The sequence below is a fragment of the Arthrobacter globiformis genome (assembly GCF_046536215.2).
In the GTDB taxonomy this organism is placed as follows: Bacteria; Actinomycetota; Actinomycetes; order Actinomycetales; family Micrococcaceae; genus Arthrobacter; species Arthrobacter globiformis_E.
Genome location: NZ_CM143421.1, coordinates 2083993 through 2099324, shown reverse-complemented (window position 1 = coordinate 2099324; position 15332 = coordinate 2083993). Strand labels below are relative to the sequence as shown.

The 15332-nt window shown below is 67.0% G+C and carries 13 protein-coding genes and 2 riboswitches; of the genes, 6 read left to right on the top strand and 7 right to left on the bottom strand.

Annotated features, from left to right (window positions below):
• Window positions 1-124 precede the first annotated feature (124 nt).
• Both groL and R5O87_RS09340 read left to right on the top strand, forming a co-directional pair.
• A complete protein-coding gene (gene groL / locus R5O87_RS09345; RefSeq protein ID WP_410555301.1) occupies window positions 125-1753 on the top strand; it encodes a chaperonin GroEL in 1629 nt (542 codons plus the stop codon).
• Between the two features lie 104 nt (window positions 1754-1857).
• Window positions 1858-3012: an RNase H family protein gene (locus R5O87_RS09340; RefSeq protein ID WP_410555302.1), complete on the top strand. Its 1155-nt coding sequence runs from the start codon at window positions 1858-1860 to the stop codon at window positions 3010-3012.
• 46 nt (window positions 3013-3058) lie between these two features.
• Here the strand turns inward: R5O87_RS09340 and R5O87_RS09335 are convergent, their stop codons facing one another.
• The 6 genes from R5O87_RS09335 to R5O87_RS09310 all read right to left on the bottom strand — a co-directional run bounded on the left by R5O87_RS09335 (window position 3059) and on the right by R5O87_RS09310 (window position 10199).
• Window positions 3059-3346 carry a WXG100 family type VII secretion target gene (locus R5O87_RS09335; RefSeq protein WP_410555303.1) on the bottom strand — a complete coding sequence of 96 codons (288 nt, stop codon included), beginning with the start codon at window positions 3344-3346 and terminating at the stop codon, window positions 3059-3061.
• Window positions 3347-3474: 128 nt separating this feature from the next.
• Entirely contained in the window at window positions 3475-4959 is a 1485-nt protein-coding gene (locus R5O87_RS09330; protein ID WP_410555417.1) for a sensor histidine kinase, read from the bottom strand.
• A 74-nt stretch (window positions 4960-5033) separates the two neighbouring features.
• Entirely contained in the window at window positions 5034-5747 is a 714-nt protein-coding gene (locus R5O87_RS09325; protein ID WP_410555418.1) for a response regulator transcription factor, read from the bottom strand.
• 61 nt (window positions 5748-5808) lie between these two features.
• A complete protein-coding gene (locus tag R5O87_RS09320; RefSeq protein WP_410555304.1) occupies window positions 5809-7452 on the bottom strand; it encodes a DNA repair helicase XPB in 1644 nt (547 codons plus the stop codon).
• A 13-nt stretch (window positions 7453-7465) separates the two neighbouring features.
• On the bottom strand, window positions 7466-9955 hold the full coding sequence (locus R5O87_RS09315) for a helicase-associated domain-containing protein (RefSeq protein ID WP_410555305.1): 2490 nt from the start codon (window positions 9953-9955) through the stop codon (window positions 7466-7468).
• A gap of 10 nt (window positions 9956-9965) precedes the next feature.
• On the bottom strand, window positions 9966-10199 hold the full coding sequence (locus R5O87_RS09310; RefSeq protein WP_331568581.1) for a hypothetical protein: 234 nt from the start codon (window positions 10197-10199) through the stop codon (window positions 9966-9968).
• Window positions 10200-10383: 184 nt separating this feature from the next.
• On the opposite strand from R5O87_RS09310, the gene R5O87_RS09305 reads away from it, so the two are divergent.
• Together R5O87_RS09305 and R5O87_RS09300 are read left to right on the top strand one after the other, a co-directional pair.
• Complete coding sequence (locus R5O87_RS09305; RefSeq protein ID WP_410555306.1) at window positions 10384-10767, top strand: cold-shock protein; 384 nt, start codon at window positions 10384-10386, stop codon at window positions 10765-10767.
• 7 nt (window positions 10768-10774) lie between these two features.
• Window positions 10775-11368: a DUF3027 domain-containing protein gene (locus R5O87_RS09300; RefSeq protein WP_410555307.1), complete on the top strand. Its 594-nt coding sequence runs from the start codon at window positions 10775-10777 to the stop codon at window positions 11366-11368.
• 149 nt (window positions 11369-11517) lie between these two features.
• Here R5O87_RS09300 and serC read toward each other — a convergent pair whose 3' ends face one another.
• The gene (gene serC / locus R5O87_RS09295; protein WP_410555308.1) at window positions 11518-12648 is read right to left on the bottom strand and encodes a phosphoserine transaminase; all 1131 of its coding nucleotides are present in this window, start codon (window positions 12646-12648) and stop codon (window positions 11518-11520) included.
• A 345-nt stretch (window positions 12649-12993) separates the two neighbouring features.
• Between serC and R5O87_RS09290 the strand changes: the two genes are divergently transcribed.
• Window positions 12994-13689, top strand: a complete 696-nt coding sequence (locus R5O87_RS09290) for a metal-dependent transcriptional regulator (protein ID WP_410555309.1) — start codon at window positions 12994-12996, stop codon at window positions 13687-13689.
• A 187-nt stretch (window positions 13690-13876) separates the two neighbouring features.
• A riboswitch (cyclic di-AMP (ydaO/yuaA leader) is annotated at window positions 13877-14119 on the top strand.
• Window positions 14120-14130: 11 nt separating this feature from the next.
• A complete protein-coding gene (locus tag R5O87_RS09285) occupies window positions 14131-14952 on the top strand; it encodes a M23 family metallopeptidase (protein ID WP_410555419.1) in 822 nt (273 codons plus the stop codon).
• Between the two features lie 136 nt (window positions 14953-15088).
• A riboswitch (cyclic di-AMP (ydaO/yuaA leader) is annotated at window positions 15089-15258 on the top strand.
• Window positions 15259-15332 lie beyond the last annotated feature (74 nt).

Sequence of the window (15332 nt, the reverse complement as noted above, 5' to 3'; positions counted from 1 at the left end):
AAACACCTGGTTGGGGTGAGATCCGGACTGTTGGGCGTACAGAGGCCTGTGGAAAGGATCGTCCGTCGCGGGCACCGCAGCAAGGTTCCTTCTTAACGACTGTCCCGAAAGGACTACTGCCGTTATGGCCAAGATCATTGCATTTGATGAAGAGGCACGCCGCGGTCTTGAGCGGGGCCTTAACACCCTCGCCGACGCCGTCAAGGTGACCCTCGGCCCGCGTGGCCGCAACGTCGTCCTCGAAAAGAAGTGGGGCGCCCCCACGATCACCAACGATGGTGTCTCCATCGCCAAGGAGATCGAGCTGGACGATCCCTACGAGAAGATCGGCGCCGAGCTGGTCAAGGAAGTTGCCAAGAAGACGGATGACGTCGCTGGCGACGGCACCACGACTGCTACCGTCCTGGCACAGGCACTGGTCAAGGAAGGCCTGCGCAACGTTGCGGCCGGCGCTGACCCGCTGTCCCTCAAGCGCGGCATCGAGAAGGCTGTTGAAGCCGTAACCGCTGAACTGCTGGACTCCGCCAAGGAAATCGAAACCAAGGAAGAGATCGCAGCCACGGCTTCCATCTCCGCCGGTGACGACGAAATCGGCGCCCTGATCGCCGAAGCCCTGGACAAGGTGGGCAAGGAAGGCGTCATCACGGTCGAGGAGTCCAACACCTTCGGCCTCGAGCTCGAGCTCACCGAAGGCATGCGCTTCGACAAGGGCTACATCTCGGCTTACTTCGTCACGGACACCGAGCGCCAGGAAACGGTCCTCGAAGACCCGTACATCCTGATCGTCAACTCCAAGATCTCCAACGTCAAGGAACTGGTTGCTGTCCTCGAGAAGGTCATGCAGTCCAACAAGCCGCTGCTGATCATCGCCGAAGACATCGAGGGCGAGGCCCTGGCCACCCTGATCGTCAACAAGATCCGCGGCACCTTCAAGTCCGTCGCCGTCAAGGCTCCGGGCTTCGGTGACCGCCGCAAGGCGCAGCTGGCCGACATCGCCATCCTCACCGGTGGCCAGGTCATCGCCGAGGAAGTCGGCCTCAAGCTTGAGACCGCTGGCCTCGACCTCCTGGGCAAGGCACGCAAGGTTGTCGTGACCAAGGACGAGACCACCATCGTCGAAGGTGCAGGCGACGCCGACCAGATCGCCGGCCGCGTTTCACAGATCCGCGCCGAGATCGAGAACTCCGACTCCGACTACGACCGCGAGAAGCTGCAGGAGCGCTTGGCCAAGCTGGCCGGCGGCGTTGCAGTCATCAAGGCCGGTGCCGCCACGGAGGTTGAGCTCAAGGAGCGCAAGCACCGCATTGAGGACGCTGTCCGCAACGCCAAGGCAGCCGTCGAAGAAGGCATCGTCGCCGGTGGCGGCGTGGCCCTGATTCAGGCCGGCGCCAAGGCATTCGCCAACCTGCAGCTCGAAGGCGACGAAGCAACCGGTGCGAACATCGTCCGCGTTGCCATCGACGCCCCGCTGAAGCAGATCGCCTTCAACGCCGGCCTCGAGCCCGGCGTCGTGGTGGACAAGGTCCGCGGCCTGCCCGCAGGCCACGGCCTGAACGCTGCAACCGGCGAATACGTCGACCTGCTGGCTGCCGGCGTGAACGACCCCGTCAAGGTAACCCGCTCTGCCCTGCAGAACGCGGCTTCCATTGCCGGCCTGTTCCTCACCACCGAGGCCGTTGTGGCTGACAAGCCGGAGAAGAACGCTCCGGCCGTCGGCGGCGGCGACGACATGGGCGGCATGGGCGGCTTCTAGTCTCCCGCTGATCCCAGCTGACTAAGGAGTGCGGCCCCCTCCACGGAGGGGGCCGCACTTTTCGTTTGCGCATTTTTGTCCTTGCAGTCTGGCAGGATGGTTCGGTGACGATTACTGCAGCAGCCGACGGTTCGGCATTGGGAAACCCGGGCCCCGCAGGGTGGGCCTGGTACGTGAACGACGACTGCTGGCGGGCCGGCGGCTGGCCGCACGGCACCAACAACCAGGGCGAGCTGATGGCCGTGCTGGACCTCTTCCGCTCCACCGCGCACCTCCCCGACGAGGACCTGCACATCCTCTGCGACAGCCAGTACGTGATCAACTCGGTGACAAAGTGGATGCCCGGCTGGAAGCGCAAGGGATGGCGCAAGGCGGACGGCAAGCCCGTGCTGAACGTGGACATCCTCAAGGACATCGACCGGGAGCTCGCCGGACGGAAGTACCGGTTCGAGTGGGTCAAGGGCCACGCCGGGCACGAGCTGAACGAGGCCGCCGACGAACGGGCCAGGGCCGTGGCACTCGCCTACCAGCAGGGCGTCGCCGCCCGCTCGGGGCCGGGGTTCCCCAACGCCGGAACGGCTGCAGCCCGGCGGCCAGTCAAGGAGGGCCGCGGCGGGGGCGGCATCCCGTCGCTCTTCGAAGCTGAAGAGCCTGAAGCGCCGGCTGAACCTGAAACAGTGCCTCGCGGCGCGGCTGACACAGCGGGCCGCAGTGCCGCCGGGACCCCGGTCCGCAGCGAAGCGGCCACCCAGGACCGCTTTGAGGCAGGACGCCCGGCTCTCCCCGGAGACGAGCCCGACCTCGTCAGCGGGCCCAACCTCTTCAGCGAGCCCGATCTCTTCAGCGAGCCCGATCTCTTCAGCGAACTGGGCGACGGCGCACTTGGTGACGAGGCATTTGCCGAACTTCCGGCCGGTGCCGCGCCCGAAGAGATCGTCGAGGCCCTGGAACGTGAACTGCTCCGCCCGGACGTCCGCAGCGACATCGGGCGCACAGGACAGCTCCTGCACCCGGACTTCACCGAGATCGGCACCGCTGGCCGGCTCTGGACCCGTGACGCCATGATGATGTCCCTCGAGGAAAGCCCGGGCGGCCATGTCGATCTGGACGTGCTCAGCGCCGACCGGATCGGCACCGACACGGTCCTTCTGACCTACCGCAGCTACTCCCGCGCCGGCTCAGCGCTGCGCAGCTCCCTGTGGGTCCTGGACGGCGGCCAGTGGCGCCTGCGGTTCCACCAGGGCACACCTGAAGCCTGAGCGCCATTTCAGGCGGAAAGCCGGGCGTCAGCTGGACCGCCCGCCGTCAGCTAAAACGCTGGGCGTTGCCGTGCTCCGCCTGGGCGTAGGTGTCAGCAGCCGACGACAGTGCCAGGTTGATGGAGGCGAGCGAGGCCTCGACCTTGCCCTGCGTCAGCGTCCACTCGGCCACAAGAGCCTGGAAGTTGGTGGCAGCCGAACCCCGCCACGTTCCCTGCAGTTCGTCCAGGCCGTGCTTCATCGCCCGGACGTCGGCGCTGATCCGGTCAACAGTCGCCTTGACGTTGGCTGATTTCACCTGCAGCAGGTCGGTATCGACGGAAATGATGCTCATGGCGGGGCCTCTCGACAACTTTGAAGGACTGCCCGGCAGGACAGCCACTGTGGCTGGCGGGCCGGCCGTTCCGGTCCGCTACGTCGAGCCTAGGAACCTGCCGGCACCCGCCGCCACGGCGGGATTCCCTATGTGGATAAGCCTCTGCCGCCCGCAGCACGGTCCCCGCCGACAGTGTCTGAGAACGTTCCGATGCCGTCCGCCTCAGCGGTGTCCGCATCCGGACCGTCCGCCTCCGGCGAGTCCTCGCGGAGGGGGAGGCTGACCACGAGTGTTGCGCCGCCGCCGTCGGTACCGTCCACCCGGACGGAGCCGCCGTGCGAGCCGACGATGGCGGCCACGATCGCCAGTCCCAGCCCGCTGCCGCCCGTCTCCCGGGTGCGCGAGGTGTCGGCCCGGTAGAAGCGCTCAAAGACCTTGGGCGCCTCAGCCTCGGATATTCCGGGGCCGTGGTCGCGGACCTCGAGGACGGACAGGGCTGAACCGTCGTCGGCCCGCCGGACACCCACAGCGAGCTCAATGGGTGTCCCGGCGGGCGTGTAGCGCAGTGCGTTGCCCACCAGATTGCCGATGACCTGGCGCAGCTTCGCCTCGTCGCCGAGCACGGGTGCCGGTTCGGCGCTGCCGTTGTGCAGGCCGGTCAGGGTGATGGTCCGTTTCCGTTCGCTGGCCTGGGTGTCCACCACGGCGTCGTGGGCGAGCAGCTGCAGGTCGATGGGCTTGCGCTGCAGCGGCCGCTGCTCGTCGAGGCGTGCCAGCAGCAGCAGGTCCTCCACCATGGAGCCCATCCGCTTGGCCTCGCTTTCGATGCGGCCCATGGCGTTGGCCACATCCTCCGGGGACTGCAGCGCGCCGTGCCGGTACAGCTCCGAGTAACCCCGAATCGTCACCAGCGGCGTGCGCAGTTCGTGGGACGCATCCGCGGCGAACCGGCGCATCCGGTCCTCGGACGCCATCCTGGCTGCGAAGGCGGCCTCGATGTGGGAAAGCATGGCGTTCAGCGACCTGCCGAGGCGGCCCACCTCCGTGGAGGGGTTCTCCACATCGACGCGGCGTGACAGGTCGCCGGCGGCGATGGCGGCGGCGGTCTTCTCCACCCTGGCCAGCGGCCGGAAGGATCTGGTCACGGTCCAGTTGGCGATGAAGAAGGCGAGGATGAGCGTCAGCACCCCGACACCCACCCCAACCAGGCTGATGTGGCGCAGGACCTCCTCCACCGGAGACAGCGGCAGTCCGATGACCACCACCGCACGCTGCTGTTCGCTGCCCACGACGACGGGAACAGCCACCACCCGCCAGTTTTTTCCGTCGGTGCCACGCACCTGGTAGGGAACGAAATCACGGTCCCGGGCCTCGTCAACGGAGATCGACGCAATGTCGGGGCGGGCCAGCTTGTCGTCGATGGGGTCCCGCTGGGTTCCCGGATAGTAGAGCGTCACGGCGTAGTCCGTGGGCACTGCCGGGTTGGCAATGGGGGAGATGGAGCGCTGCGACTGGGCGGCGGTGACGGCGGCCCGCAGCTTGTCGTCCACCTGGCCCTCGAGGTAGCCGCGCAGCAGCGTCAGCGCACCGGCCCCGGTCACGGCCAGGGCCACCAGCAGGAGGGCCATCATGATGGCCACCAGCTGGGACCGGAGGGTGGCGGACTTCCAGCGCTCCAGCGCGGACTTCCATCGCTCCAGCAAGGTCAGCGCTTTTCTGCTGTCCGCAGCACGTAGCCGACGCCGCGCTTGGTCTGGATGAGGGCCGGGGCATCGGGATCGATGTCCACCTTGCGCCGCAGGTAGGAAATGTAGGACTCGACGATGGAGGCGTCACCGTTGAAGTCGTATTCCCAAACGTGGTCCAGGATCTGTGCCTTGGACAGGACCCGGTTCGGGTTCAGCATCAGGTACCGGAGCAGCTTGAATTCGGTGGGGGACAGCTCGATCACCTTGCCGCCGCGGCGCACCTCGTGGGCGTCGTCGTCGAGCTCCAGGTCATCCACCCGGATGATGGCCTCGTCGTCCTCCAGCAGCGGCTGGGTCCTGCGGAGCACGGCACGGATGCGTGCCACCACCTCATCGAGGCTGAAGGGCTTGGTGACGTAGTCGTCGCCGCCCACCGTCAGCCCGGTGACCTTGTCCTCGGTGTCATCCTTGGCGGTCAGGAAAAGGACCGGGAAATGCTTGCCCGCCGCGCGCAGCCGGCGCGTGACGGTGAAGCCGTCCATGTCCGGCAGCATGACATCCAGCACCGCCAAGTCGGGCGCATGCGCCTCGACGGCGGCCAGCGCCTCCCGCCCGTTGCCCGCAGAGACCACTTCAAAGCCGGCGAAGCGCAAGGACGTGGAGAGCAGCTCGCGGATGTTCGGTTCGTCATCAACCACGAGGAGCTTCGCTTCGGCGCTGTTCTTTTTCATATTTCCCATGATGCTCCCAGAATCTGGGAGTTTTCTGGATGGATGTTGTGTGTTGCTTGGGTCAGCACGATTCGACGTCCTTGGCGTCCATGATGCGGTAGGCGTACCCCTGCTCGGCCAGGAAGCGCTGGCGCTTCGCCGCGAAATCCTGGTCCAGGGTGTCCCGGGCAACGAGGGAGTAAAAGCGTGCCGCGCGCCCGTCCTGCTTGGGCCGCAGCAGCCGGCCGAGGCGCTGGGCTTCCTCCTGGCGCGAACCGAAGGATCCGGAGACCTGGATGGCCACGGAGGCCTCCGGCAGGTCGATGGAAAAGTTGGCCACCTTGGACACCACAAGCGTCTGGATCTCCCCGGCGCGGAAGGCGTCAAAGAGCTTCTGCCGGGCCCGGACCGGGGTTTCGCCCTTGATGACCGGTGCGTCCAGCCGCTCGCCCAGTTCGTCGAGCTGGTCGATGTACTGCCCGATCACCAGGACCTGCTCGCCCCGGTGGTGTTCCACCAGCTGTTCGGCCACGAGCGTCTTCGTCTCGGACGTGGCGCACAGCCGGTACTTGTCCGCGTCCTCGGCCATGGCATACGCCACGCGCTCATCCTTGGGAAGATCCACGCGGACCTCCACGCAGTCCGCAGGCGCGATGTAGCCCTGGGCCTCGATGTCCTTCCACGGCGCGTCGTAGCGCTTGGGTCCGATGAGGCTGAAGACCTCACCTTCCCTGCCGTCTTCCCGCACCAGGGTTGCCGTGAGGCCGAGCCGGCGCCGGGCCTGCAGGTCCGCCGTCATCCGGAAGATCGGCGCGGGGAGCAGATGGACCTCGTCGTAGATGATCAGGCCCCAGTCGTGGCCGTCAACGAGTTCAAGGTGCGGGTAGATGCCGCCGCGCTTGGTGGTGAGGACCTGGTACGTGGCGATCGTTACCGGGCGGACTTCCTTGACCGCGCCCGAATACTCGCCGATCTCGTCCTCGGTCAGCGAGGTCCGCCGGAGCAGCTCGTCCTTCCACTGCCGAGCCGAGACAGTGTTGGTGACAAGGATGAGCGTTGTGGTGGAGCCGGTGGCCATGGCTGCGGCGCCCACGAGCGTCTTTCCGGCGCCGCAGGGAAGCACAACGACGCCGCTGCCGCCGGCCCAGAAGTTTTCCGTGGCCAGCCGCTGGTACGGGCGCAGTTTCCAGCCCGACTCCTTCAGCATGATGAGGTGCGGCGTGCCGTCGACGTAGCCGGCCAGGTCCTCCGCCGGCCAGCCGATCTTGAGCAGCAGCTGCTTCAGCTGTCCGCGCTGGGAGGAATGGACCACCACCGTCTCGGCGTCGATCCGCGGGCCCAGCAGAGGCTGGATCTTCTTGGCCCTGCTGACCTCTTCCAGCACGGGGTAGTCGCTGGTGCGCATGACCAGCCCGTGCTGGGGGTCCTTCTCCAGCCGGAGCCGGCCGTACCGGGACATGGTTTCTTCGATGTCGATCAGCAGCGAGTGCGGCACGGGGAACCGGGAGTACTTCAGCAGCGTATCCAGCACCTTCTCGGCGTCGAGCCCGGCGGCCCGCGCGTTCCACAGTCCCAGCGGCGTGAGCCGGTAGCTGTGCATGTGCTCCGGCGCGCGCTCCAGCTCGGCGAAGGCCGCAATGGCGTGCCGGGCCTCGGTCGCCTGCTCGTGGTCCACTTCGAGGAGAATGGTTTTGTCGCTCTGGACAATCAGCGGGCCGTCGTTCACGCAGGTAGAACCTTCACTGCTGCATTTCCTCTGCTGCCTCGATGTCGATGATCCGGTGGATGGAAAGCACCCGTTCCGTATCCTTCGCGGGGTCGAAGACGCGGACCCGTCCGCCGGCCACGGATACGGGAACAACCGTTTCCAGTTTCGCATTCCCCAGGCTGTCCACGACGTTCATCACCACCTTCTGCCTGAGCCGGATGGCCTTGTGCAGGGTCTCCAGTCCCAGCTGAGTCGCCTCCTCGGCGCCGGCGGTGGCGGGCCGGGAGCCGTTGGGGCTGGCGTGGTCCGCACGGCTTCGGAGGACGGCCAGCTGGGCGGTGACGTCGGCGTCGGGAAGGGCGGTGCGCGGCGCGCTGTAGACGGGGCGGCCGGTGCCCTGAACAGGGGCGGTCCGGTTAAGGCGTACGACGGCGGATCCGGCCTCTTCGACGGCGGGTGACAGTCCCAGCCCGCGCAGCACGAGCGCCGTCTGCCGGGGCGAAGCCATGGAGACCAGGACGGTGGGGGCGATCCGGACCAGGCCCAGGGACGAGGCCGCAGCCTCCCGGCAGAGCTCGCTGAGCGCGGCTTCGTCGTCACTCTGGACGAAGCTGGCAGCCGCCCCGACCCGCAGCTTGCCGTGCCTTGCGGCGGTGTCCTCCACGAGGTACTGCAGCGGCTGCGGCACCGCGGTGGCGGAGTGCCGGCGGAGGAAATCGAGGATAGCGGCAGCATCCTGGCCCGAGTCCAGTGCGCGCCGGATGGATTCCACGGAGAACCGGTACGTCGTGGCCGGTCCCTGCCCTTCGGCGTCGGCCATCCGCTGGAGCCGCTCTGCCAGGTCGGGGGCCAGGTAACCCGGCGCGACCGCGGTCAGGTCGGCCTGCAGGAGCACGTGGTTGAGGGCCGCAGGGAGGTGTTCGCCGAGGAGGTCCATGGCGTCGTCGGGCGCGTCGGCGGCGATGGCGGCACCCAGCTGGCTGAGCGCGCCGGATCCGATCAGCCCCAGCAGCTCAGCCTCGGCCAGGACGCCGCCGATCAGGGAGCTGAACCGCCGCGCCATCCGGGGCTGGGACCACTCGGCACGCTGCAGCACAGCCTCCGCGTTGAGCACCGGCGCCGTCCCGTCCGGCATCTCCGCCTCGAGCGTCAGCTCCCGCAGGATCTCCAGGATCCTCTTCCGGATGACGGGTGCATCGGACCGCTGCGCCTCGGCGGAGAGGGCGTTGACGGTGGCCGCCGGGGCGGCCCGGTGGTTGGCGGGCCCGGCGGGCTGGCCGTTGATGGGCTGGCCCACGAGTGACGGGGCGCGCTCGCTGGCCAGCCAGGCGTTGACGAGCCACAGCCACTGTTCCTGCCGCGGCAGCCCGAGCCATTCCAGCTGGGGCGGCTGCACCCAGCATGAGCTGTCCACGTCCAGCCGGATCAGGCCGGACAGGGCGCAGAGCTCCAGCAGTACCGCGGTGGTGCGGTGGTCGACGCGAAGCGACTCGGCGAGCCGCCGCATTTCACGGATTCCCACCCCGCCGCTGCGCAGCGTGGCCAGGGGCTGATCCCGAACCGCATGCAGCAGTTCGCCAGTGAGGCGCAGGGTCTCGGCGATGGCCCCAAGCGCGGCATTGCGGCGCAGTGCGGCGGTGGTGACGCCGAGCGTTGGAGCCGGGGGAGTGAGGGAGAAATTGTCGATGATGGCGCCGCCGCGCAGGGAGATGCCCACGCTGTGCGGCAGTTCCACGTGGGCGGCATCCAGCGGCACCAGCAGCCCCCGGGCCAGCAGCCAATCGACGGGCCCGACGTCGTGGCCTTCAGTGGTGACGGAAGCCTTCCGCTGGGCCTGCGGCACGGCACCCATGGCCCAGTTGCTGAACCTCGCCAGCAGCGCCGCCGTCCGTTCCGGTGCGCCGGCGAGGAGCGCCTGGAGACCGGCGGGGGAGGAGGTCCAGTGCTGCAGGGCCAGCGCTGCCTCCATGGGAGTGGTGGCCGCCTGCACCGCGGCGCCGCTGCGGTGCAGCTCCGCGACAAGCTGGACAACCCGCTGGGCGAAGGCTGGCTGCAGCCTGACGAGCTCGGTGTAGCTGCGCCCCAGCCCGGCCGGGTAGATGCCGACGACGTCCTTCAGGCTGCTCACCGGAAGGTAGAAGCGCTGCCGCTGGGCGCCGGGTCCTGCGCCGTGCGGCGGTTCGGCCCGCTGCACGAGGGCCAGGTCATGCAGCGACTGCAGGAGCTGCTCGATGGCCGCCACAGTGGACCCGGCGATGGCCTTCTTCAGCACCGTGGCCGATGCGCTGTGTCCGGTGTCCGTGTTGGTGCACAGGTGCAGGGTTTCCAGGACCTGCATCTGGGGACGGTTCAGGCGCTCCAGGGCCCGCTGCACGCTGACCCGTGCGCTGGCGCGGGCGGCCAGGGCAGGAAAATCGGGAACGCCGGGGGAGATCAGGTCCGGCCGCGCAGCAAACAGGGCCCGCAGGGACTCGTCGCTGCGTGCCTCCAGTTCCTTGCTGAGCGCTCGAATGAGGGACATCAGTCCAACGTTACCGCCCGCCCGGGGTTCCTGCCCGGCGGCGGGCGGCAACGCCGTCGGCTACCAGCACGAGCATCAGCAGGAAGGCCGCCGGAAGGCCGTAAAGCGCCGCCGACGTGATCCACTGCGGCGCGGCCTGGCCCGCAGCGGCCAGCGCCATGACCGCCCCCACGGCAGCGAGGGACAAAACTGCAAGGAGCACTGCGGCGGCCATGAGTGGCCGCCGGATACGCGCGGATGTCATGCAAGTAACGCTAACAGCAGCGCCGCGGCCGCGCCTCAAAAGCGGGATTAGCCTGCCAGTCAGGATAACCTTGAAGGAACAGACCAACATGGACCAGGCAGTCATACCCTGAACCCGCACATCGGTGCGGATGCGGTGACGGCCGGCCATGTCCCAGAACGTCAGAACGAAGAAGGTTGATTAGGTGCCTACCGGCAAGGTCAAGTGGTACGACAAGGACAAAGGTTTCGGATTCCTCGCGGGCGAGGACGGGCAGGAAGTGTTCCTCCCCAAGTCCGCGCTGCCCTCGGGAGTTTCGGAACTGAAGGCCGGCACCCGGGTTGAGTTCGGCGTCGCGGACGGACGCAAGGGCGCCCAGGCCCTGGGTCTGCGCGTCCTCGAAAAGACGCCGTCCATCGCCAAGGCCAAGCGCCCCAGCGCGAGGGATCTTGCCCCGCTGGTGCAGGACCTGGTGACGGTTCTGGACAACCTCTCCGGCACGCTGTCCTCCGGCAAGTACCCGGACGGCAACAAGGGCAAGGCCATTGCCGCTGCCCTGCGTAAGGTTGCCGACGAGCTGGACGCCTAGGCCCCCGATGAACCCGGAACCTGAACAGGCCGAATCCAAGGTGGAACCGAAGGCACCCAAGCGGCGCGCCGGAGTCCCGGTGTGGCGGACGGGCAAGCCCGACGCCGTACTGGCCGCTGCCGTGGACACCGCCCGGACCGCCGTCGAGGGCATTGCGAAGGCATCCGAAATCGGGGACCACCTGGCCGCCCGCACGGAGGGCGACCGCGTGGTGACGCACCTTTTCGAATCGAGGCTGCCGGGATACATCGGCTGGCAGTGGTATGCCGTCCTGACCCGCAACTCCCGCTCCAAGGTGATCACGGTCAACGAGCTCGGTCTGCTCCCCTCCGAAGACTCGATCCTCGCCCCCGAGTGGGTGCCGTGGGCCGAGCGCGTGCGCCCGGAGGACGCCCAGGAGCAGGACGCGGAGGACACGCAGGACTCCCGGGAAGACCAGGGGCCGGCTGGCGGCGCGGCTGCGGACGCAGCTCCGGACGAGACCGCCGCGGAAGCAGAATCAGAGTCCGACGGCGTAATACAGTCCGACGACGATACAGAGTCGGGTGACGAAGCAGCGCCTGGTGCCGAAACAGAGTCGGCCAGCCCGGACCAGGGCTGACAACGGCGAACTGACCACAACGCAAACGGCGCCGTCGGGACGAAAGTCCGGACGGCGCCGTCGTGCTTAACCGAAGAGTTTTTGTCCAGATAATGGGGCCAAACGGCCTTCGAACCCCGATTATCTGGACAAAAACTCCTTACGGGCGGCTACTTCTTCAGCTCGCCCACCACGTAGTCGATGCACTCCAGCAGGGCGGAGACATCGGACGGCTCGATGGCCACGAAGGTGGCGATGCGCAGCTGGTTGCGTCCCAGCTTGCGGTAGGGCTCGGTGTCCACGATGCCGTTGGCGCGGAGCACCTTGGCGATGGCGGCGGCGTCGATCGACTCATCGAAATCGATGGTGGCGATGACGTTGGAGCGCTCGGCGGCGTTGGCAACGAACGGCGTGGCGAATTCGGAGGCTTCCGCCCACTTGTAAATGCGGCCGGCCGAATCGGCAGTGCGTCCGGCCGCGAAGTCCAGGCCGCCGTTGGCGTTGAGCCACTGCACCTGGGCGTCCAGCGTGACCAGCGTGGACAGTGACGGGGTGTTGTACGTCTGGTTCAGCTTCGAGTTGTCGATGGCGGTCTTCAGGTCCAGGAAGTCCGGGATCCAGCGACCGCTGGCCTTGACGCGCTCGGCCCGCTCCAGCGCTGCCGGGGAGAAGAGGCCCAGCCACAGCCCGCCGTCGGAGGCGAAGTTCTTCTGCGGGGCGAAGTAGTAGACGTCCGTCTGGGCCACGTCGACGTCGAGGCCGCCGGCTGCCGAAGTTGCGTCCACCAGCACCAGCGCGCCCTCATCGGCGCCGTTGACCCGCTGCACGGGCGCGGCAACACCGGTTGAGGTCTCGTTCTGCGGCCAGGCGTACACGTCAACGCCGGCCTCGGCCTTGGGTGCCGGGCAGGTGCCGGGCTCGGACTTGATGATGGAGGATTCCGCAAGGAACGGCGCCTTGTTCGTGGCCGCGGCAAACTTGGAACCGAACTCGCCGAAGGACAGGTGCTGTGCCTTCTCTTCCACCAGGCCGAAGCTGGCAACGTCCCAGAATGCGGTGGAACCGCCGACGCCGAGGACCACTTCGTAACCTTCGGGGGCACGGAAGAAGGTGCTGAGGCCTTCGCGGACGGAACCTACGAGGTTCTTCACCGGGGCCTGGCGGTGCGACGTGCCAAGGAGCGTCGTGGCTGCTGCGGAGAGTGCCTCGATCTGCTCGGGCCTGACCTTGGAGGGACCGGCGCCGAACCGTCCGTCCTTGGGCAGGAGGTTTGCGGGAATAGTGATGCTGGTGTCGCTCACAATGGCTCCAATTTTCGGCATGGAAAGTGCGGTTCGGCTGGGTCGGGGCGATGGCCGGCAGGCAACCATGACCGCCACGAAGCCCTCCTTATTCTGCCCGAAGCGCGGATACCGCGGGAACACGCCCCCGTCATAGTCCAGTCATTGAGATGGTGCCCGTCACAGGCCGGGCGGATTATCCGGACTAATTCAAAATAGGCTAAGCTGGCACTGGACGTACGGGCAGACAGCCGGTGCTGCGCCGCCGTCATACAGGACCGCCGCTGCAGCTTGCCGGATCCCGGTGCGGCGGGCCCGCGGTACGGTGGGACGGACACACATACTGTGCTCAAGGAGCTGAGCTGAATGACGGATCTGATCGACACCACGGAGATGTACCTTCGCACCATTCTGGAGCTGGAGGAAGAGAACATCGTGGCGCTTCGGGCACGCATCGCCGAACGACTCCGCCACTCGGGCCCCACTGTCTCGCAGACCATCGGCAGGATGGAACGCGACGGCCTCGTCGTCGTCTCCGGTGACCGCCACCTGGAACTGACCGAAGTGGGACGGAAGCGCGCCACCGAGGTGATGCGCAAGCATCGGCTCGCCGAGCGCCTCCTCGCCGACGTCATCGGCCTTGACTGGGCCTACGTCCACGACGAGGCCTGCCGCTGGGAACACGTCATGAGTGAGCGCGTGGAGCGCAGGATCTACGAAATGCTCGACCACCCCACCGAATCTCCCTACGGCAACCCGATTCCCGGCTTGGCAGCACTCGGCGGGCAGCCTGCCCGCCCCTTCTCGGACGGCGTGGTGAACCTGCTCGATGCCATGACCGGCTACGGCCCGGACTCCAAGGTCACCGTCAGCCGCCTGGCAGAACCCATCCAGGTTGAGCCGGAGCTGCTGCTCCAGCTGGATGAAGGCGGGATCCGGCCCGGCGCCACCGTCTCGCTCGAACGCGTGGGGGAGTATATCTCTGTCCGCGTGCCCGGGTTCGAGGGTGCCCTTGAGCTGCCGCCGGAAGTTGCTGCGCACGTGTTCGTGCGCCTGGGCTAGTTCCCCGGGGCCGCGTTGCTCCCTGGTGGCCGGCGGCACCTAAGTGGTCCAGCGGGGCGGAAGCCGCAGCTTGTCTGACATCTGCAGGCAGGATGACCTACCACTTTTGCACAGTGAATATAACGGAATTATTACCGTGCACTTTAATCGCCTATAGTTAAACGGCAACGCCGATACAAAAGCGTTACCTGATCTGGAGCCGAACCCTGCCAGCAGATCAGCAGCACGAGTCACCCACTGGCAGGGGCGGGGGAACCACAACCGGCTGTTTCGAACAGCCTTGGGGTGAAGTCCGCAGCAGCAAGTCTTTTCCGCAGAAGGAATCCTCCCGGGATACCCCTATGCCGGAATGGCTTGTTATGGCGGACCGGGTCTGAACTCTCTGACCCGAATCCGACAGCTAACTTCGCAGGCTATCCAGAGAGGAAGCAGTACTTGTCCATGCAGAATGCCCGGGGCCGCCGCCGCGCGACTGGTCCCGCTCCGGAGCCGCGCCTTGCGGAGGCCGCCGCCGCGGACCGTCCCCGGGACGCCCAGCGCGAAGCGCGCCGCCGCCGGGGCCCGTTCCGGCAGGTTACGGATTTCGCCTCGGCCAGTGGCGTTGGGCAGAAAGCCGGCGTTGCCCTCGCGGCTACCGGCCTCCTGCTGACTGTTACTGTCCCCGCCACCAGTCCTGTCCTGGCTGCCGGCGAGCAGCAGGGAGGGGCATCCGCTTCCGCTGCCTCACCGGCACAGCCGAAGGTTTCGGCGGAAGCGGCAGCAAAGATTGACTTCAGCCGCACGTCCGTCTCCACCACCGGTGACCCGGACGGAAAGCTAAAGCAGCTCCTGAGTGCCCAGTCGGCCGGCAGCATCAGCCGTGCGGCCTCGGCGGGCACCCTGGGCGGACCGCTGACCACGCTGGTCAAGTCCTCACCGTTCGGTTACCGGGTGAGCCCGATCACCGGCGGCGCGGGCGAGTTCCACCGCGGCCAGGACTTCGCCGCGCAGTGCGGCACCGAGGTGCTTGCCGCGGCCAGCGGCACGGTCACCTTCTCGGGCTGGCACCCGTACGGCGGAGGCAACCGCGTGGTGATCGATCATGGCAATGGCCTGGAGACCACGTACAACCACCTGTCGTCCTCCAGCGTCCAGGTTGGCCAGAAGGTCACCCGGGGTGAAGTTATTGCCCTCAGCGGGACCACAGGCGCCTCCACCGGCTGCCACCTCCACTTCGAGGTGATGGTCAACGGGGATGTCGTTGATCCCACCGGCTGGCTCTGAGCCAAGTCGAGTGAGCACTCTCATTCCTGTGACACGCCGTGACCTGAATGTGACATTGGCTCCGAACTGCTGTACCGTCTAAACCGCGTCAACTTTTCCGAAGTTGACGCTCTTGAGTGGATTGCCTAACTCTGCCACCGCTCAAGGTCCGTTCGCATTACATCGTCTGGCAGGGGCGGGGGAACCAATTTTGGTCTTCGCAAGAAGACCTTGGGGTTAAGTCGCAAAGCTTCCCAGGAAGCGGAGCGGCCGGGTGACTCCCATCCGAATCCGACAGCTCACCTCGTAGGCATTGGGAGAGGCTACCTTCGTGTCTTCACGCCACAATGCCGCGCGCCACCGCGCGCAAACGGTTCGTATGAACCCATTGGACTCCGTGT